This window comes from Enterococcus sp. DIV1937, from assembly GCF_050535975.1.
Lineage (GTDB): Bacteria > Bacillota > Bacilli > Lactobacillales > Enterococcaceae > Enterococcus > Enterococcus faecalis.
The window spans coordinates 41,060-60,165 of the sequence record NZ_CP172909.1; the positions used below are offsets into that span (position 1 = coordinate 41,060).

General features: G+C 39.7%; 20 protein-coding genes and 1 other annotated feature. Of the genes, 18 read left to right on the forward strand and 2 right to left on the reverse strand.

Annotation, left to right across the window (positions count from 1 at the left end; translation table 11 throughout):
* Positions 1-81: 81 nt before the first annotated feature.
* Positions 82-1,335 (reverse strand): glutamate-5-semialdehyde dehydrogenase, encoded by a 1,254-nt coding sequence (locus tag IGL13_RS00175; RefSeq protein WP_016632574.1) that lies wholly within the window; start codon positions 1,333-1,335, stop codon positions 82-84.
* Positions 1,322-2,137: a glutamate 5-kinase gene (gene proB, locus IGL13_RS00180; protein WP_002389550.1), complete on the reverse strand. Its 816-nt coding sequence runs from the start codon at positions 2,135-2,137 to the stop codon at positions 1,322-1,324. Before proB ends, IGL13_RS00175 begins: the two co-directional genes overlap by 14 nt.
* A gap of 319 nt (positions 2,138-2,456) precedes the next feature.
* Between proB and IGL13_RS00185 the strand changes: the two genes are divergently transcribed.
* The 18 genes from IGL13_RS00185 (at position 2,457) to glmU (ending at position 19,075) form a co-directional block, all read left to right on the forward strand.
* Positions 2,457-2,942, forward strand: a complete 486-nt coding sequence (locus IGL13_RS00185; RefSeq protein ID WP_002361472.1) for a dUTP diphosphatase — start codon at positions 2,457-2,459, stop codon at positions 2,940-2,942.
* A gap of 78 nt (positions 2,943-3,020) precedes the next feature.
* Entirely contained in the window at positions 3,021-4,391 is a 1,371-nt protein-coding gene (radA, locus tag IGL13_RS00190) for a DNA repair protein RadA (protein ID WP_002361473.1), read from the forward strand.
* A gap of 100 nt (positions 4,392-4,491) precedes the next feature.
* A complete protein-coding gene (locus IGL13_RS00195) occupies positions 4,492-5,637 on the forward strand; it encodes a PIN/TRAM domain-containing protein (protein ID WP_002368622.1) in 1,146 nt (381 codons plus the stop codon).
* An 18-nt stretch (positions 5,638-5,655) separates the two neighbouring features.
* Positions 5,656-6,129, forward strand: coding sequence for a 2-C-methyl-D-erythritol 2,4-cyclodiphosphate synthase (ispF, locus tag IGL13_RS00200; RefSeq protein ID WP_002359233.1), 474 nt, complete (start codon positions 5,656-5,658; stop codon positions 6,127-6,129).
* A gap of 52 nt (positions 6,130-6,181) precedes the next feature.
* Positions 6,182-7,639 (forward strand): glutamate--tRNA ligase, encoded by a 1,458-nt coding sequence (gene gltX, locus IGL13_RS00205; protein ID WP_002381335.1) that lies wholly within the window; start codon positions 6,182-6,184, stop codon positions 7,637-7,639.
* Positions 7,638-7,844: a binding site (T-box leader), on the forward strand. Its footprint overlaps the gene before it by 2 nt.
* Before the next feature lie 64 nt (positions 7,845-7,908).
* The gene (epsC, locus tag IGL13_RS00210; protein WP_002356054.1) at positions 7,909-8,448 is read left to right on the forward strand and encodes a serine O-acetyltransferase EpsC; all 540 of its coding nucleotides are present in this window, start codon (positions 7,909-7,911) and stop codon (positions 8,446-8,448) included.
* A complete protein-coding gene (gene cysS, locus IGL13_RS00215) occupies positions 8,441-9,853 on the forward strand; it encodes a cysteine--tRNA ligase (protein ID WP_002359235.1) in 1,413 nt (470 codons plus the stop codon). The genes epsC and cysS overlap by 8 nt, the downstream gene beginning before the upstream one ends.
* Entirely contained in the window at positions 9,850-10,248 is a 399-nt protein-coding gene (locus IGL13_RS00220) for a Mini-ribonuclease 3 (protein WP_002356056.1), read from the forward strand. Before cysS ends, IGL13_RS00220 begins: the two co-directional genes overlap by 4 nt.
* Positions 10,238-11,095: a 23S rRNA (guanosine(2251)-2'-O)-methyltransferase RlmB gene (rlmB, locus tag IGL13_RS00225; protein ID WP_002378685.1), complete on the forward strand. Its 858-nt coding sequence runs from the start codon at positions 10,238-10,240 to the stop codon at positions 11,093-11,095. Before IGL13_RS00220 ends, rlmB begins: the two co-directional genes overlap by 11 nt.
* Before the next feature lie 14 nt (positions 11,096-11,109).
* On the forward strand, positions 11,110-11,640 hold the full coding sequence (locus tag IGL13_RS00230; RefSeq protein WP_002356058.1) for an NYN domain-containing protein: 531 nt from the start codon (positions 11,110-11,112) through the stop codon (positions 11,638-11,640).
* Positions 11,641-11,725: 85 nt separating this feature from the next.
* Entirely contained in the window at positions 11,726-12,292 is a 567-nt protein-coding gene (locus IGL13_RS00235; RefSeq protein ID WP_002356059.1) for a sigma-70 family RNA polymerase sigma factor, read from the forward strand.
* Positions 12,293-12,349: 57 nt separating this feature from the next.
* Positions 12,350-12,652: a Veg family protein gene (locus IGL13_RS00240; RefSeq protein WP_002383497.1), complete on the forward strand. Its 303-nt coding sequence runs from the start codon at positions 12,350-12,352 to the stop codon at positions 12,650-12,652.
* A gap of 180 nt (positions 12,653-12,832) precedes the next feature.
* Complete coding sequence (ispE, locus tag IGL13_RS00245) at positions 12,833-13,684, forward strand: 4-(cytidine 5'-diphospho)-2-C-methyl-D-erythritol kinase (protein WP_002356061.1); 852 nt, start codon at positions 12,833-12,835, stop codon at positions 13,682-13,684.
* Positions 13,685-13,850: 166 nt separating this feature from the next.
* A complete protein-coding gene (locus tag IGL13_RS00250; protein ID WP_002378686.1) occupies positions 13,851-14,804 on the forward strand; it encodes a metal ABC transporter substrate-binding protein in 954 nt (317 codons plus the stop codon).
* Between the two features lie 25 nt (positions 14,805-14,829).
* Entirely contained in the window at positions 14,830-15,522 is a 693-nt protein-coding gene (locus tag IGL13_RS00255) for a metal ABC transporter ATP-binding protein (protein ID WP_002356064.1), read from the forward strand.
* A gap of 162 nt (positions 15,523-15,684) precedes the next feature.
* Complete coding sequence (locus tag IGL13_RS00260; RefSeq protein ID WP_002383493.1) at positions 15,685-16,524, forward strand: metal ABC transporter permease; 840 nt, start codon at positions 15,685-15,687, stop codon at positions 16,522-16,524.
* A gap of 142 nt (positions 16,525-16,666) precedes the next feature.
* Positions 16,667-17,488, forward strand: a complete 822-nt coding sequence (gene purR / locus IGL13_RS00265) for a pur operon repressor (RefSeq protein WP_002381336.1) — start codon at positions 16,667-16,669, stop codon at positions 17,486-17,488.
* Between the two features lie 210 nt (positions 17,489-17,698).
* Positions 17,699-19,075, forward strand: a complete 1,377-nt coding sequence (glmU, locus tag IGL13_RS00270) for a bifunctional UDP-N-acetylglucosamine diphosphorylase/glucosamine-1-phosphate N-acetyltransferase GlmU (RefSeq protein ID WP_010710071.1) — start codon at positions 17,699-17,701, stop codon at positions 19,073-19,075.
* Positions 19,076-19,106: the final 31 nt, after the last annotated feature.

The window sequence follows — 19,106 nt, forward strand, 5'->3', positions numbered from 1 at the left end:
TGTGAACAATCTCATGTGTAAAAATGCACATTGGAGAGGAGAAAGAAAAACCCTTGATTTTTAAATCAAGGGTTTTTCTTTCTAAGAACGTGCTTGCCCATTTCCATAAATAACATATTTTGTCGAAGTAAGCTCTGCTAAGCCCATAGGTCCACGGGCATGTAATTTTTGCGTACTAATGCCGATTTCGGCGCCAAATCCAAATTCAAAACCGTCCGTGAAACGAGTTGAAGCATTCGCATAAACAGCGGCTGCATCCACTTGTTGTAAAAATTGTTGTGTGGCAAAGTAATTATCACTAATAATACTTTCAGAATGTTTTGTATTGTAGCGATTAATATGCTGGATGGCTTCGTCTAAAGAATCAACGACTTTCACTGCTAAGATAAAGTCGAGAAATTCCGTTTCCCAATCTTGTTCAGTCGCTGGAATGGCTTCTTCAAAAATTGCTAACGCACGTTCATCTGCCCGAAGTTCCACGTGAAACTCCTTCAAGGCTTTTTCAATTGTTGGTAAAAAGGATTCAGCCACCTCTTGATGAATTAATAACGTTTCGGCGGCGTTACAGACAGAAGGACGTTGACATTTAGCATTGACAATAATTTCAGTTGCCATTGTTAACTGGGCGTCTTTGTCCACGTAAATATGACAATTGCCTGTGCCTGTTTCAATAACAGGAACAGTGGCTGTTGTCAAAACAGTTTTGATTAAGTTGGCGCCGCCACGTGGAATGAGGACATCCAAGTAGTCATTTAAGCGCATAAGTTGTTGGGCTGTTTCTCTAGAAGTATCATCAACAAATTGAATGAGATGGGGAGAAATGGCTTCTTGTATTAGCGCTTCTTGTAAAATTGTCACCAATATCTGATTGGAGTGAAACGCTTCTTTTCCGCCTCGAAGAATAACAGCATTTCCCGATTTGAAACAAAGGCTAGCGGCATCTGTTGTCACGTTTGGCCGCGATTCATAAATGATTCCAATAACACCTAAAGGCACGCGTTGTTGCCCAATTAACAGTCCCGCTTCATTGCGCCACATTTTATCTACTTCCCCAATTGGATCGGGTAAAGTAGCGACTTGGCGTATGCCCTCAGCCATCGCTGTGATCCGTTCTTCTGTTAAACGTAAGCGGTCTTGCATTGTTTCAGAAATTCCGTGGGTAGCGGCTTGCTCTAAATCTAATGCATTTGCTTGTAAAATGCGGGGTGCATTGGCTTCAATGGCTGCGGCCATTTTGTTTAACAAAGTATTTTTTTGACGAGTATCCATCAAGCCTAGCGTATAAGAGGCTTCTTTAGCTTGTTGCCCTAGTTGCTTTAAATCAGTCACTTTCATGCCCTCCTTTAATAAATAACGTACCGATATCTTTTCCTTCTAAAATTTCAAAAATGATTTTTGGCTGCTTTCCGTTTGCTAAAATCATCGCCTGTTGATTAGCTAACACACGTTCAGCAGCTTTTAATTTACTAGACATCCCACCAGTGCCAAAGCGGCTTCCCTTACCACCGGCTAATTGGAACAAGTCTTCATTAATTTCATTGATTTCAGAAAATAACGTGGCTTCTTTGTTGACAGTAGGGTTGTCTGAAAAGAAACCATCAATATCTGATAACATAACTAACAAGTCAGCTTGAACAATTTGGCAGACAATGGCAGACAATTGATCGTTATCCCCGAACTTGGTTAAGTGATCCAATTCTTCAATTGCGACAGTATCATTTTCATTGACGATAGGAATAATATTCATTTTTAACAGTTGTTCAAAAGTATTGGTAACATTATTGCGACTTTCAGGATATTCAATAACATCACGAGTTAATAAAACTTGTGCCATTTGTTGGCTATAGGTTGAAAACCGCTGATTATAAATGTTCATTAATTCTGCTTGGCCGACTGCAGCGACTGCCTGTTGTTCGGGAATTGTCGTTGGGCGTACAGATAGATTTAATTTATTCAGTCCGACACCAATTGCACCAGAAGAAACTAAAATAATTTCTTTGCCTTGGTTGCTTAAATCACTCAAAGTAAAGGCTAATTGATCAATTGCTTTTAAGTTAATATTGCCATTGGGATAAATCAGAGAACTGGTTCCGACTTTGATCACAATTCGTTTGGCCTGTTGGAGTTTGTTTCTCATAAGTGCCTCGTTTCTTTTTACAGTAAAATTTGACACTCATTATAACAAAATCAGCGGCTACTAGAAAGTGCTAAATAATGAATAGTAAAGAAAGTTTAATGAAAGTGTGAACTTTTTGAGGGAATCTTGGGACTTTTTGGGATTTGGTCTGTTTATTTTAAGAGAAGATGATAGACTAAAAGAAGGAAAATAAACAAAAATTCTCCTCTTTTTTGCGTAGTCTAGATTAACTGGGCTTTTAGAAATGAGAAACTTACTAAAAACAACCAGAGTATCAGAGATTATGGTAAAATAGGAGTAGTTTAGACAGTAGGGGAGAATGAATATGAAACAACGTGGTTTTGAGATTATTTCTAAGTATCAAGAAGAGGGCTTGAGTGTCCCACAACGAGCAACAAAAGGTGCCGCGGGGTATGATTTTCAAGCAGCCGAAACGGTCGTTGTACCAAGTCTTTGGAAGTTACAACAAGCTGGAGAAAATCCCAAACCAATTTTAGTTAAAACAGGAATTAAGGCGTATATGCCTGATTCTGAATATTTAGAATTGGTAAGTCGTTCTTCGAACCCGCTAAAACGATTCCTACTTTTAGCGAATGGTGTCGGAGTCATTGACAGTGATTATTATAATAACGAGAATAACGAAGGACATATCATGTTCCAATTTTTAAACTTTGGATATGAAGATGTTGTCATTGAAAAAGGTGAACGAATTGGCCAAGGGATTTTTAAGCCGTTTTTATTAGCGGATGATGACCAAGTCGAGGCAGAAAGAACGGGCGGTTTTGGTTCGTCTGGACAAAAATAAAGCCCATTTTTTCAGTAGGCAACGTTATTCAAACCATTTAATAAATGTTAAAATAAACAACAGATAAGGAGATTCTACATGGCAAAAAAAGCAAAAGTTCAATTTGAATGTCAAAGCTGTGGGTATGTGTCTCCAAAATATCTCGGCCGCTGTCCTAATTGCGGACAATGGAATTCGATGGTGGAAGAGGTTATTCAAGATACTTCTGATCGTCGTGCTAGAGTAAGTTTGACTGGTAAAAAGACACAACCACAACGGCTATCTGAAGTCATACCTAAAAAAGAGCCTCGTGTAAAAACTGAATTAGTGGAGCTGAATCGGGTTTTAGGTGGTGGCGTTGTTCCAGGTTCGTTAGTTTTAATCGGTGGCGATCCCGGAATAGGTAAGTCAACATTGCTCTTACAAGTATCGCAACAATTAGCAGCCACAGGTGGCACGGTTTTATATGTTTCTGGTGAAGAAAGTGCTGAGCAAATTAAATTACGAGCGGAGCGTCTAGGCACCGTCAACGAGACATTTTACTTATACGCAGAAACAGATATGCACGAAATATCACGAGCCATTGAAAAATTAGAACCAGACTATGTCATTATTGACTCGATTCAAACAATGACGCAGCCAGATGTTACCAGCGTTGCTGGTAGTGTCAGTCAAGTCCGAGAAACAACTGCCGAATTATTGAAACTGGCAAAAACGAATGGGATTGCCATTTTTATTGTCGGACACGTAACGAAGGAAGGGTCTATCGCAGGGCCACGGATGTTGGAACATATGGTAGATACGGTTCTTTATTTTGAAGGAGATAAGCATCACACCTTTAGAATTTTACGGGCTGTCAAAAATCGGTTTGGCTCAACGAATGAGATTGGTATTTTTGAAATGCAGACACATGGATTGGTTGAAGTTATGAATCCTTCTCAGGTCTTTTTAGAAGAACGTTTAGAAGGAGCCACCGGATCTTCAATTGTGGTAGCAATGGAAGGTTCACGCCCTATTTTGGTGGAAATCCAAGCGTTAGTTACCCCAACGATGTTTGGCAATGCCAAGCGAACGACCACCGGGTTGGACTTTAATCGCGTTTCTTTAATCATGGCGGTTTTAGAAAAACGGGCAGGCCTTTTGTTACAAAACCAGGATGCGTATCTAAAAGCGGCTGGTGGAGTCAAAATTAATGAACCAGCTATTGATTTAGCGTTAGCAATCAGTATTGCTTCTAGCTATAAAGAAAAAGGAACCTCATCTTCGGAATGTTTCATTGGTGAGATTGGTTTAACTGGTGAAATTCGCCGCGTGAATAGTATTGAACAACGAGTGCGTGAAGCGCAAAAACTAGGCTTTACAAAAGTCTATGTCCCTAAAAATAACCTTGGTGGCTGGGAAGCGCCTGAAGGTATTGAAATTATTGGCGTTTCAACAATTGGTGAAACGTTAAGAAAAGTTTTTAAATAATGAAAGTAGAAATAATCCGTTTAGGTTTTTGGTGGCGTATGATTTTTGTACGCCCCACAACACTAGACGTCTTTATTAAATAAACGAGGAGGATGGCTATATGCAAAAACGAATCATCACGTTGCTGATGATCATTGCTGGTGCAAGTTTAGGAATTTCTCTTTTCCCAATGGCTTGGGAAATGGCTAAGCAAGGCAATAACAGTTGGTTAAACAATAACTTTACGAACGGATTAATTGGTGCAATTATTTTCTTTATTTTATCTTTAGGGTTAGCAAAGTATATTGTTTCCGCTGTCAAAAAAATCGAAGCAGCTTTAAATGAAATGAGTTTAACCTATTTATTATTTGGAAGTATTGGTGCCATCATTGGTTTAACAATTGGCGTCATTATCTCCATTCCAATGTACAACTTACAAATTCCTGTCGTGAATAGTTTACTACCAATTCTAGTTATGATTATTCTGGGTTACTTAGGTTTCCGAATGGGAACAACACGGATTGAGGAGTGGAAAAAAGTTTTCACACCTCGCCAAAAGAAAGCAAATACGGAAGACACCGAAGGACAAATGTTGGAACGTAAAGTGGAAGACAACTTCCATAAATACAAAATTTTAGACACCAGTGTCATCATTGATGGCAGAATCTACGATATCGCTAAAACAGGCTTTTTAGAAGGTGTTTTGCTCATCCCTAACTTTGTTTTATATGAATTACAATACATTGCTGATTCTGGAGACAGTTTAAAACGGGTGAGAGGTCGTCGTGGCTTAGATATTTTAAATGCTTTACAAAAAGAAGAAGGTATCTCCGTTGAGATGTATGACGGAGATTTCGAGGATATCTCTGAAGTAGACAGTAAATTAATCAAATTAGCAAAATTATTAGATGGCGTGGTTGTGACCAATGACTACAACTTAAATAAAGTCTCTGAATTTCAAAATGTGCCTGTTTTAAACATTAATGCTTTAGCTAATGCTGTGAAACCAGTGGTGATTCCAGGTGAAACGATGAATGTGATGGTTGTAAAAGCCGGAACAGAGCGTCAACAAGGGGTCGCTTACTTAGATGATGGCACAATGGTTGTGGTAGAAGATGGCCAGCATTACATGAATGAGCAAATCGAAGTGGTCGTCACAAGTGCTTTACAAACCGCAGCTGGGCGTATGATTTTTGCCAAACCGGCACACGCGGGTCGCGGGATTAATGATCGCAAGGATAACCATCCTAAAAACGATAAAAATTAAGCAAAGTGAGGACTTAGTATGATTCGAATCGGTCAAGGTTTTGATGTTCATCAATTAGTTCCGCAACGACCTTTAATTATTGGTGGGGTTACTCTTCCTTATGAAAAAGGTCTGTTAGGTCACTCAGATGCCGATGTTTTAACACATGCAATTATTGATGCAATCCTTGGTGCCGCTGGTCTGGGTGATATTGGGCAACTGTTTCCCGAAACCGATCCGCAGTTCAAAAATGCGAATTCTGTAAACTTATTAACAAAAGTAAATGAAAAAGTTGGGCGGTCGGGCTTTACTATTGGCAATATTGATTGTACAATTTTAGCGGAAGAGCCAAAGATGAGCCCATACTTGGCAGAGATGAAAAAGAATCTAGCCGCGAGTTGCCACTTAGCGGTCACACAAGTGAACATTAAGGCAACGACCATGGAAACGATGGGCTTTGTTGGTAAAAAAGAAGGAATCGGCGCAATTGCCGTTGCTTTATTGGAAAAATAACTGAAAACGACGTTAAACCGTCTGTTTTTAAAAAATGGAAAGAGGAATGAACATGACGAAAGTTCGTGTGCGTTACGCACCAAGTCCAACTGGACACTTGCACATTGGGAATGCAAGAACAGCATTATTTAACTACTTATTTGCCCGCCACAATGACGGAGAATTTATCATTCGTATCGAGGATACCGACCAAAAACGGAACATCGAAGACGGCGAGAAAAGTCAGTTGGAAAACTTAGCATGGTTAGGGATGGAATGGGATGAATCACCTGCTCATCCGGGAGAATATGGTCCATATCGTCAATCAGAACGTAAAGAAATTTACCAACCATTGATTGATCAATTATTAAGTAGCAATCGTGCGTATAAGTGTTATTGTACGCCAGAAGAATTAGAAGCAGAACGTGAAGCACAACAAGCTCGTGGGGAAATGCCTCACTACGCAGGCACTTGTGCGAATTTAACACCTTCTGAACAAGCAGCCAAAGAAGCGGCTGGTCTAGAACCAGTGATTCGTTTCCGTGTGCCACGTAATACAGAATACAAATTTGATGACATCGTGAAAGGTGAAATTACTTTTGAGTCAGATAACATTGGTGGCGATTTTGTCATCCAAAAACGCGATGGGATGCCAACGTATAACTTTGCCGTTGCAGTAGATGATCACTTAATGAAAATTTCTCACGTTTTACGTGGCGATGATCACATTGCGAACACACCAAAACAATTAATGATTTACGAAGCGTTTGAATGGACACCACCTGTCTTTGGCCATATGACCTTAATCATTAATTCAGAAACTGGCAAAAAATTGAGCAAACGTGATGAAACAATTTTACAATTTATTGAACAATACCGTGAATTAGGTTACTTACCAGAAGCCATGTTCAACTTTATTGCTTTACTAGGATGGTCTCCTGTTGGCGAAGAAGAAATCTTCTCACAAGAAGACTTGATTAAATTGTTTGATGAACAACGCTTAAGCAAGTCACCAGCGGCCTTTGATGCGAAAAAATTAGAATGGATTAACAATCAATACATGAAACAAATGGACTTAGGTGAACTAACAGATATGTGTATTCCTTATTTAGTCGCTGACGGTCGTGTTGAAGAAAATCCATCTCCTGAAAAAATCGAATGGTTAAAACAATTAGTTAGCTTGTATCAACCACAAATGAGTTATGCAGCTGAAATTGTGGAACTATCAAACTTGTTCTTTAATGAACATCCAGTTTTAGATGATGCTGCGAAAGAATTCTTGCAAGGAGAAACAGTGCCAACTGTGTTACATGCGTTTAAAGAACAATTAGAAGCCTTGGACGTTTTCGATGTGCCAAGTATTAAAGCAGCGATTAAAGCCGTCCAAAAAGAAACCGGCGTTAAAGGCAAAAACTTGTTTATGCCAATTCGAATTGCTGTTTCTGGACAAATGCATGGCCCTGAATTAGGTGAAACCATCGAGTTATTAGGCAAAGAAAAAGCATTAGATCATTTAAATAAAGTGTTATAAAAACACAAAGAATAGAAGAAGTAGACAATCAGATGGATTTCAGAGACGCTGTGGGTGGTGAGAACAGCGAGCATCTTTTGTCGAAATGCATCTATGAGTGGCTTTGGTGAAAAAAGTAACCGAAGACGTCGGCAGGCGTTAACTGTATCGAGGCAAGAGCTAGTTCTTGTGAAGAAAAGTGGAACCACGCATGGGCGTCTTTTAAGCAACGTTTTTTTGTTGCTTAAAAGACGTTTTTTATTTTTGTATAGTAGAAAGGAGTTCACCCTATGAGTTGGTTGAAACGTAGCGTCGCAGCTGTTAAAAGAAACGATCCTGCAGCGCGGACCACACTAGAAGTTCTTTTAACGTATCCTGGCTTGCACGCCCTGTTTTGGCATCGCTTGTCTCATTTCTTATATAGGCATCAGTTGTTTTTGTTGGCGAAGATTCATGCACAATTTTGGCGTTTCATAACGGGCGTAGAAATTCATCCCGGAGCCACAATTGGAGCGGGAGTTTTTATCGATCACGGCATGGGCATTGTGATTGGGGAAACCGCGGAAATAGAAGAAGATGTTGTTTTGTTTCACGGAGTGACGTTAGGTGGGACCGGTCGTGATACGGGTAAACGCCATCCAACAGTGAAAAAAGGAGCGATGATTTCGGCACGAGCTCAAATTTTAGGGCCAGTTGTGATTGGTGAACGTTCAAAAATTGGTGCGGGTGCTGTTGTTATTTCAGACATCCCAGCAGATGCCACAGCTGTGGGTGTTCCTGCGAAAGTCGTTCGTCTAAATGGAAGAAAGGTGGAAAAAGGGCATGATTAAAATTTATAATACATTGACCAGAGAAAAAGAAGTATTTACGCCAATTGAGGCGCATAAAGTTCGGATGTATGTCTGCGGACCAACCGTGTATAACTATATCCATATCGGTAATGCGCGCAGTGCGATCGCCTTTGATACGATTCGTCGTTATTTTGAATATCGTGGGTATGAAGTGAATTATGTCTCGAACTTTACAGATGTCGATGATAAAATTATCAAGGCAGCTAAAGAATTGAAAATTACTGCGCCGGAAGTGGCGGAGCGTTTTATCAAAGCCTTTGAAGAAGACACGCAAGCATTGAATGTCCAACCAGCAACGTTACATCCTCGGGTGATGGACCACATGCCTGATATCTTAGCTTTCATCGAAGTTTTAATTGAAAAAGGTTTTGCTTATGAGGTCGCAGGTGATGTGTATTATCGCACCCGTAAATTCCCTAATTATGGTAAATTAAGCCATCAATCGATTGATGAATTAGAAGTGGGGGCAAGTCAACGAACTGGCGTTGAACAACAATTAAAAGAAGACCCATTGGATTTTGCTCTTTGGAAAAGTGCCAAAGAAGATGAAATTTCTTGGGATTCTCCTTGGGGTAAAGGACGTCCCGGCTGGCATATTGAATGCTCTGTCATGGCGACAAAACACTTGGGAGAGACGATTGATATTCATGGCGGTGGACAAGATTTAGAATTTCCACATCATGAGAATGAAATTGCACAGAGCGAAGCCAAAACAGGCCATACCTTTGCCAATTACTGGATGCATAACGGCTATGTCACAATTGGTGAAGACGATGAAAAAATGAGCAAATCCCTAGGTAACTTCATTACTGTTCATGAAATGATTCAAAAAGTGGATCCGCAAATTTTACGTTTCTTTATGTCCACCACCCAGTACCGTCGCCCGATTCGTTATAGCGAAAGCACTCTAAAAGAGGCAGCAGCCAATTATCAAAAATTGAAAAATGCGTTTGAAAATTTACGTTTTAGACAAGCAGATGCGGTCGCAAGTTTGCCAGAGGATGAACACTATTTGGCTCAATTAAACGAATTAGAACAACGTTTTATTACGGAAATGGACGATGATTTCAATGCAGCTAACGGGATTACGGTCGTTTATGAATTAGCGAAGATGATGAATCAGTACAGTGAACAAGCGACAGTTTCGGAACCAGTTCTAGTGGCAATGGATAAGCTTTTCAGTGGCTGGTTAGCTATTTTTGGTTTATTCTTTAAAAACGAAGAATTAGTGGACGCACAAGTCGATGCGTTAATTGAAGAACGGAACCAAGCACGGAAAGACCGTGATTTTGCCCGAAGTGATGAAATCCGCGATTTATTAAAAGAACAAGGCATTGTTTTAGAAGATACTCCGCAAGGAACGAGATGGAGAAGAAGTGAATGAGAGATTACAAACAATTAAACGGTTTAGCTTTGGCCTATGTTGGCGATGCGATTTATGAAATTTACATTCGTGATTATTTAGTTTCCTTGGGACAAACGAAACCGAATGTTTTGCATCGCATGGCGACACATTACGTGTCAGCAAAAGCCCAAGCAAGCTTAATGCAAGCGATGTTAGCGGGAGAAATGCTAACGGAGGAAGAAGAAGTGATGTACAAACGCGGTCGGAATGCTAAAAGTCACACCTTTGCCAAAAATGCTGATGTGACGACCTATCGGGTAGCGACCGGTTTCGAATCCTTGATGGGTTATTTACATTTAACACAACAAAAAGAACGTTTAGAAGAATTAATTAACTGGTGTATCAAGAAAGTAGGTGAAACCAATGAAAAATGAAAAATCTCGTCCTTTTAAAAAAGGTAAGAAACGTCCAGAACGTTCAGATAAGCGTTCAAAAGAACGGAACCCACGACCAGCGACAGCAGGTGCTGATGGAACCTCAGAAGAGCTAGCAGATAACTTTGTCTTTGGTTTCCATGCCACTGTTGAGGCGTTGCAGCAAGGACGCGGGAATAAATTGTTTTTACAAGAAGATGCTCGTGGCGAGAAAATTGAGCAATTAAAACAAGCAGCGAAAGAACAGGCTGTTCCAGTTAAATGGGTGCCTAAAGCAAAGTTAGATACGATGAGTGATCACGGCGTGCATCAAGGCATGGTTTTAGCAATCACGGCGTATCAATATTTAACTTTAGAAGAATTATTGGAACAAACAAAAGAAAAGACAGCAACACCATTTTTCCTAATTTTAGACAGTCTAGAGGACCCACATAACTTTGGCTCAATTTTGCGAACAGCTGATGCGACAGGCGTGGACGGTATTATCATTCCGAAACATCGTGCAGTGGGAATTACACCAACCGTAACCAAAGCGTCAACAGGGGCCGTGGAACATATTCCAGTGGCTCGTGTAACGAATCTAGCGCAAAGTATTGCAACGCTAAAAGAGAATCAATTTTGGATTTTTGGTACAGATATGTCTGGGACGGATTATCGTCGCTGGAATACACAAGGCGCAATTGCCTTAATCATCGGAAATGAAGGTCGTGGCATGAGTCAAGGTCTTCATAAAGAAGTGGATGAATTATTAACGATTCCAATGACTGGACACGTTCAAAGCTTAAACGCTGGTGTGGCTGCAGGCTTGCTAATGTATGAAGTCTATCGTGGCCGCAACCCATTATAGAAGAAGGCGATTGTATGAAAAAACAATTGTTAATCGTTGATGGCTATAATATGATTGGTGCTTGGCCAGAATTGGTCCAGTTGAAAAAGCAAGAGCGTTTAGAGGATGCGCGTGAACTGCTTCTTAGTCGTCTGTCCAATTATGCCAAATATGAAGGGTTGGAAATCATTGTGGTCTTTGATGCCCAATTAGTCCCAGGTATTCAGCAAACGTACAAAAAGTACCTTTTGACCGTGGTTTTCACCAAAGAAGATGAAACAGCAGATAGTTATATTGAACGTCTAGCTGGTGAAAAAAATGATCGTTTAACGCAAGTAACAGTCGCAACGAGTGATTTGGCTGAACAATGGGTGGTCTTTTCACAAGGTGCATTGCGGACTTCGGCCAATGAACTTTACAAAGCTGTCCAGAAAACAGAAAAGACGATTGCCATTCATGCAACGGATATCCATTTCCAGCAATTTCGTCGAAATTCTCCATGGAACGTGGAGCAGTTATCAAAACTTTCTGAGAAGCTAGAAGAATTGTCTCAAAAAAAAGATTAAACAAATGTTCGCTTAAGTCATAAATTTCTAACATGCTATGCTCTCCTAAATCATTCGATACGTTTATCGAAAAGGAGGGCTTTTTATGTTAGAACAGATTCAACAAGCATTAGCAGGAGACCAAGAACAATTTCAAGCCTTATATGGGCAATATCAGCCAGTGATTTATAAGTGCATGAAAAAATACTATTTAAAAGATTATGATACTGAGGACTGGCTTCAAGAAGGACGAATTGTCTTCTTTCGGACGTTAGAACGATTTGATTCAGAAAAACAAGCATCATTAGGAAAGTTTTTTAAACGAAATTTTGAAAATCACGTACATAGCTTAATTCGCCATCAATGCGCCTATAAGCGGCGAACAGATACCTTGTCTATTTCTCTGGAACAACGATTAGAAAGCGCTGGTGAAGAGTTAGTGGACTATTTAGGGACAGCGGCTACCGACCCATTAGGTCAATTAATGATTCAAGAAAAATTGGCAGCTTTTCCGACACGTCTTTCCTCGTTGGAACAACAAATTTTAAACGCATACTTAAAAGGCTACACGTTAGAAGAAATCGCTAAAGTACGTGGGGGAACTTTTTCAGCTGTCCGAAGTGCCTATGATCGTGCCAAAGCAAAAATGAAATATACATTAGAAAATGAATAAAAATTCGACAAAACAGCCGGTTTGTCGAGCAAAAGTAGTTGCAAACAGACTTCTAGTATGATAAACTTGAAATTTTTTAAAAAAAGTGATATAATGTTTCTCGAGGTGAATGCAATGCCAACAACGTTATCGTCAATTAAGAAAGATTTGGAAGGCCGTATCGGCAGTGAAATTATGTTAGTTGCTCAGACTGGAAGAAAGCGCCAAACAGAACGTAAAGGAATCTTAACGGAGACTTATCCATCTGTTTTTGTTGTTGACTTGGATCCAGACGAGAACTCATTTGAACGTGTATCTTATAGCTATTCAGATGTTTTAACACGCACCGTTGAAATCGAATTCATCGGTCAAGCCGTATAATTTAGAAAGTCCGCTTAGGAGTGAAGGAAGAGCCCTTCGTTCCTAAGCTCTTTTTAATTTCACCCATCTGTTGTCAGAGAAAGAGCAATCTTCGGTGTACTTCTTCATGGACATATGATAGAATCTAAAAGATTAAAATGTTGGTAGACAAAAGATTAAGGAAGGTGAATCAGGGAACCGATGGAAATAATCGAACGAGCTCCTGCGAAAATTAATCTTGGGTTAGATGTTCTGCATAAACGTGTGGATGGCTATCATGAAGTTGAATCTATTTTTGCAAGTGTAGATTTAGCCGATCATTTAACTTTTGAAAATCTAGAAGAAGACATCATTCGTATTGAAACGGACAGCTCTTTTTTACCCGTGGATCGACGGAATCATGTCTATCAAGCAGTTGACTTATTAAAGCGTACCTATAATATTCATAAAGGAATTAAAATATATATTGAAAAACGTATCCCCGTGGCAGCTGGTTTAGCAGGGGGGAGCAGTGACTGTGCCGCAGCATTACGAGGCTTGAACAAACTGTGGAATCTGGGGTTGACGATGGACGAACTCTGTGAAATTGGCAGCCAAATTGGTATGGATGTTCCTTATTGTTTAAGGGGCGGAACAGCCTTTGCAAACGGACGTGGGGAGAAAATTGAAGCATTACCGACCATGCCTCAATGTTGGATTGTGTTAGTTAAACCAAGAATTAGTGTATCCACTAGTACCGTTTTTAATGATTTAGCGGTAGATGAATTGCACCATCCAGATATTGCTGGACTAAGAATAGCTATTGAAAATGGTGATTATACTGGGATGACCCAAACGGTCGGCAATGCGTTGGAAAGTGTCACGATTGCCAGACATCCGATCGTGCAACAAATCAAGGATCGCATGCTGAAGTACGGCGCTGATGCAGCGTTGATGAGCGGCAGTGGACCGACAGTCTTTGCTTTATGTGAAAAGAAAACACGAGCACAACGGATTTATAATGGACTTAAAGGCTTTTGCGAAGAAGTTTATTTGGTTCGGACATTGAAATAAATAAAAACAACAGAGCGTGGAGCAAAAACCCAAAGTGATTTTTGTCCCACGCTCTGTTGTTTTTTTAAATTTATTCCTTGACGTCCCGTGATCCATTTGGTACATTATTCCTGGCAAATCGTAAATATTACGGTTTATAATAGGTAAATCGAAAAGAGGACAGAACATGACGAAAATCTACCGCCGTTTGATAATCGGCGTTACTTTAGCAATCAGTGCTTTTCTTTTAGCTAGCTGTGGGCAAACCACACAATCGCCAAAAGAGAAGAAAGAGCTCACGGTAATGACTACTTTTTATCCGATGTACGACTTCGCAAAACAAGTCGTTGGTGATGAGGGAGAGGTTGAGCTGTTGATTCCAGCTGGAACGGAACCACACGATTATGAACCAAGCGCAAAAGACTTAGCGAAAATTACTGATGCGGATGTCTTTGTTTATAATAGTAAAGAGCTAGAAACTTGGGTTCCGAATGTTATTGAAAACTTGGACACGAAAAAAGTTTCAATCGTGGAAGCCAGTCAATCCATTCAATTGATGCAAGGAACAGAAGAGGAAGAATCTGGCGAAGAAGGTCATGAAGGCCATAACCATTCCCACGAACTGGATCCGCATGTCTGGTTAGATCCCGTGTTAGCGCAAAAAGAAGTAACAGCGATTCGGGATGCGCTTATCAAAAAATATCCTGAGAAAAAAGCCGTATTTGAAAAAAATACCGCTGCTTATTTGGAAAAATTGACTGCGCTAGATAAGGAATACCAAGCTGCATTTGCAGACGCTAAAAATCGGACCTTTGTGACGCAACATGCTGCATTTGGCTATTTGGCGAAACAATATGGCTTGACCCAAGAACCGATTGCTGGGATTTCTCCAGACCAAGAACCTTCGCCAAGTCGTTTAGCCGAATTAAAAAAATATATTAAAACAAACAATGTTTCTGTGATCTATTTTGAAGCATCGGCTTCTACAAAAGTAGCCAAAACATTGGCAGACGAGACAGGCGTCGAATTAGCCGTATTGAATCCTTTAGAGAGTTTAACTCAAAAAGAACAAGAAGCAGGCGAGAACTACGTGTCTGTCATGAAAGAAAACCTCGCTGCTTTACAAAAAAGCATTCATTAATCTGGCAACAGAAAGGAGCCAACTTATGCATTATATTGAAGTCGAAAATTTAACCTTCTATTATGATGATGAACCTGTTTTAGAAGATGTTTCTTATTATGTTGATCCAGGGGAATTCGTTATTTTAACAGGAGAAAATGGCGCTGCCAAGTCAACGCTGATCAAAAGTACCTTAGGGTTATTAAAACCAACAAGTGGCAAAATTACGGTCGCTAAAAAAAATAGTGCTGGTGAAAAAATCAGCATTGGCTACATTCCACAACAAGTCGCTTCTTTCAATGCGGGCTTTCCTAGCACCGTCATTGAATTAGTACGTTCAGGTCGTTTTCCCAGAAATCGTTGGTTCAAACCGTTGACGAAAAAAGATCATCTTCATGTGGAAAAAGCTTTGAAATCAGTGGACATGTGGGAAATGCGCCACAAACGAATTGGCGAGCTTTCTGGCGGGCAAAAGCAACGAATTAGTTTAGCACGAGTGTTTGCGACCGATCCAGATTTATTTATTTTAGATGAGCCAACAACAGGTATGGATGAACAATCGCGAAACGAATTTTATCAATTGTTGCAACACAGTGCGCATGAACATGGAAAAGCTATTTTGATGATTACGCATGATCATGAAGATATCAAAACCTATGTGGATCGTCAAATTCGTCTTGTCCGCAAAGAAGATTCGAAATGGCGTTGCTTCCATATGAGTGAAGAATCGTATACGTAAATTTTCCAATAAAACGTTATCTGGCTCGATAATAACGAAAGCCAAGGAACGGCTTAAAGAAATGTTGGAAAAATTTAAAAAATAAGCAGGAATTAAAAAATTTAATTCGCTTAAACGTCGCTACAATGGTAGTGTTCATTTTAGCGGTAAGGAGTGAATCGTATGGCAGAAATGCTTTCTTATGCATTTATGCAAAAGGCCTTTTTAGCAGCACTGTTTATCTCAGTGATTGCCCCAATGCTCGGCGTCTTTCTAGTTATTCGCCGACAATCTTTAATGGCAGATACCCTTTCACATGTGTCATTAGCCGGTGTGGCACTAGGCTTCTTTTTTAATTGGAATCCTAATTTAATGACCTTAATTGTCGTGATTGTGGCTGCAATCATTCTAGAATATTTACGAATGATTTATAGCACCTATTCAGAAATTTCGATTGCTATTTTAATGTCAGGCGGTTTGGCTTTGGCGTTAGTTTTAATGAATTTAACAGGAGGCAATTCAGCTGCTAGTATTCAATCGTATTTATTTGGTTCCATCGTCACGATTACGTGGGATCAAGTGGTTATGTTGGCAATTTTATTCGTAGTTTTAGTTCTATTGTTTATGTTATTTAAACGCCCAATGTATGTTTTAACATTTGATGAAGATACTGCTCATGTTGATGGGCTACCTATTCATTGGATGTCGATGCTTTTTAATGTAATTACTGGTGTGGCGATTGCTGTGATGATTCCGATCGCGGGAGCCTTGTTAATTTCAGCAATTATGGTCTTACCAGCTGCGATAGGTATGCGAATTGGTAAAGGCTTCAACACGGTGATTATCATCAGTGTGTTTATGGGCTTGATTGGCATGCTAACAGGGTTGACTAGCTCGTATTATTTGGAAACACCACCGAGTGCAAGCATTACCCTAATTTTTATTGGTTTATTCTTATTAGTCAATATTTATCGCCGAGTGGTTGTCATGGTCCAACGAAAACAAAAAATGCAAAGAAACTAAGGAGAAAAACGAAAGTTTTTCTCCTTTATTTCTTTTTTTTTAAGAAATGGCGAACTATTTTCAGTTATTTGAAAAAAATCCTCGAATTTTTCGGTTAAACCCCTTATAATAAGGAACGATAGAATGAAAAGGAGTGACGAATTTGAAAATTCGGAGAAGTGAACGATTAATCGATATGACCCAATATCTTTTAGATCATCCCCATACATTGGTTTCTTTGACATATTTTGCTGACCGATACCAATCTGCCAAGTCTTCCATTAGTGAAGATTTAGCAATTGTTAAAAAAACATTTAAAGAACGTGGAACAGGTATTTTAGAAACGATTCCAGGCGCTGCAGGCGGTGTCCGCTTTATCCCTGAAATTCCTTATGAGGAAGCGGAGCAGTTGATTATGGATTTATGTGATCGTTTGTCAGAACAAGATCGCTTATTACCTGGGGGCTATGTTTATCTTTCAGATTTACTTGGGGAACCGAATTTATTAAGACAAGTGGGCCGGATTATTGCTTCTAAATATTTAGGCAAACAAATTGATGCGGTAATGACCGTTGCGACCAAAGGAGTGCCAATTGCGCAAGCTGTGTCTTATTACTTAAATGTTCCGTTTGTGATTGTTCGTCGCGATTCTAAGATTACTGAAGGTTCAACGGTGAGCGTGAACTATGTATCAGGGTCTTCAGAACGTATCGAAAAAATGGAACTTTCAAAACGCAGCTTAAAACGCGGATCAAAAGTTTTAGTCGTGGATGACTTCATGAAAGGCGGCGGCACCGTCAATGGTATGAAGAGTATGATTGAAGAATTTGAAGCAGAACTTGTGGGCATTACCGTTTTTGCTGAGTCAAAATTCAATGGCCGTCGTGCAATCGATGACTATACTTCGCTATTGTACGTGGAAGATGTGGATACACAAACAAAAACGATTAGCGTAGTCCCAGGAAACTATTTCACAGAGAAATAATTTGAAAAAGAACCTGAAAATGGTCCATTCCATTTTCAGGTTCTTTTTTTCTGTTTTATTCCTTTAAAAAAAGATGAGAAAATAAATTGGTCTACCTTTTAAATGCCTTATTTTGTTGAAAAAGACAAAAGAGTAAGATAAACTAGAAAAGGTATAATGAGGACGATTTAGAAGAAAATCAAACAATTTAGTTAATTTGAGGTGGCAAACGTGGAAAATAGATACGCAATTATTTTAGCAGCTGGTAAAGGAACACGCATGAAATCTAAACTTTATAAAGTATTGCATCCAGTTGCTGGTAAACCAATGGTCGAACATATTTTAGATCAAGTAGAACAAACAGAACCAACAGAAATCGTGACGATCGTTGGACACGGGGCGGAAATGATTAAAAGCCATTTAGGCGAACGTAGTCAATATGCCTTACAAGCTGAACAATTGGGAACTGGGCATGCAGTCATGCAAGCACAAGAGTTATTAGGTGGTAAACAAGGAACAACATTAGTTATTACAGGGGATACGCCGTTATTAACTGCGGAAACCTTGAAAAACTTATTCGATTACCATCAAGGTAAGAATGCAAGTGCGACTATTTTAACAGCGCATGCGGAAGACCCAACAGGCTATGGTCGAATTATTCGTGACCATGTGGGCATTGTTGAACGAATCGTGGAACAAAAAGATGCCAGTGAAGAAGAAGCACGTGTTCAAGAAATTAATACAGGAACCTTCTGTTTTGATAATGAATCATTGTTTGAAGCGTTAGCGAAAACAGATACAAACAATACACAAGGGGAATACTATTTAACAGATATCATTGAAATTTTGAAAAAAGAAGGCAAAGCTGTCGCAGCTTACCAAATGGCAGACTTTGACGAAGCAATGGGTGTAAATGATCGTGTTGCTTTATCCACTGCTAATAAAATTATGCATCGTCGGTTAAATGAGATGCATATGCGAAATGGTGTTACATTTATTGATTCAGACACAACGTATATTGATGAAGGCGTGGTAATTGGTTCAGACACAGTCATTGAAGCGGGAGTCACTATCAAAGGAAAAACAGTGATTGGCGAAGATTGCTTGATTGGCGCACATTCAGAAATCGTTGATAGTCACATCGGCAATCAAGTGGTTGTTAAACAGTCTGTGATTGAAGAAAGTGTGGTTCGCGAGGGGGCCGATGTGGGTCCGTATGCACATTTACGTCCTAAAGCAGATGTGGGGGCAAACGTACACATTGGTAACTTCGTGGAAGTAAAAAATGCAACAATCGATGAAGGCACAAAAGTGGGCCATTTAACATACGTTGGTGATGCAACATTAGGCAAAGATATTAATGTCGGTTGCGGCGTTGTTTTTGTTAATTATGATGGCAAAAATAAACACCAAACAATCGTGGGTGATCACGCGTTTATTGGCTCTGCAACGAACATTGTTGCGCCAGTCACGATTGGTGATCATGCGGTGACTGCTGCTGGTTCAACCATCACAGAAGATGTCCCTTCAGAAGATTTGGCGATTGCCCGGGCACGTCAAGTGAATAAAGAAGGCTATGCTAAAAAGTTACCTTACATGAAGGATTAACCTCAAATAAAAAAGAACGCTCTTTTGCTTA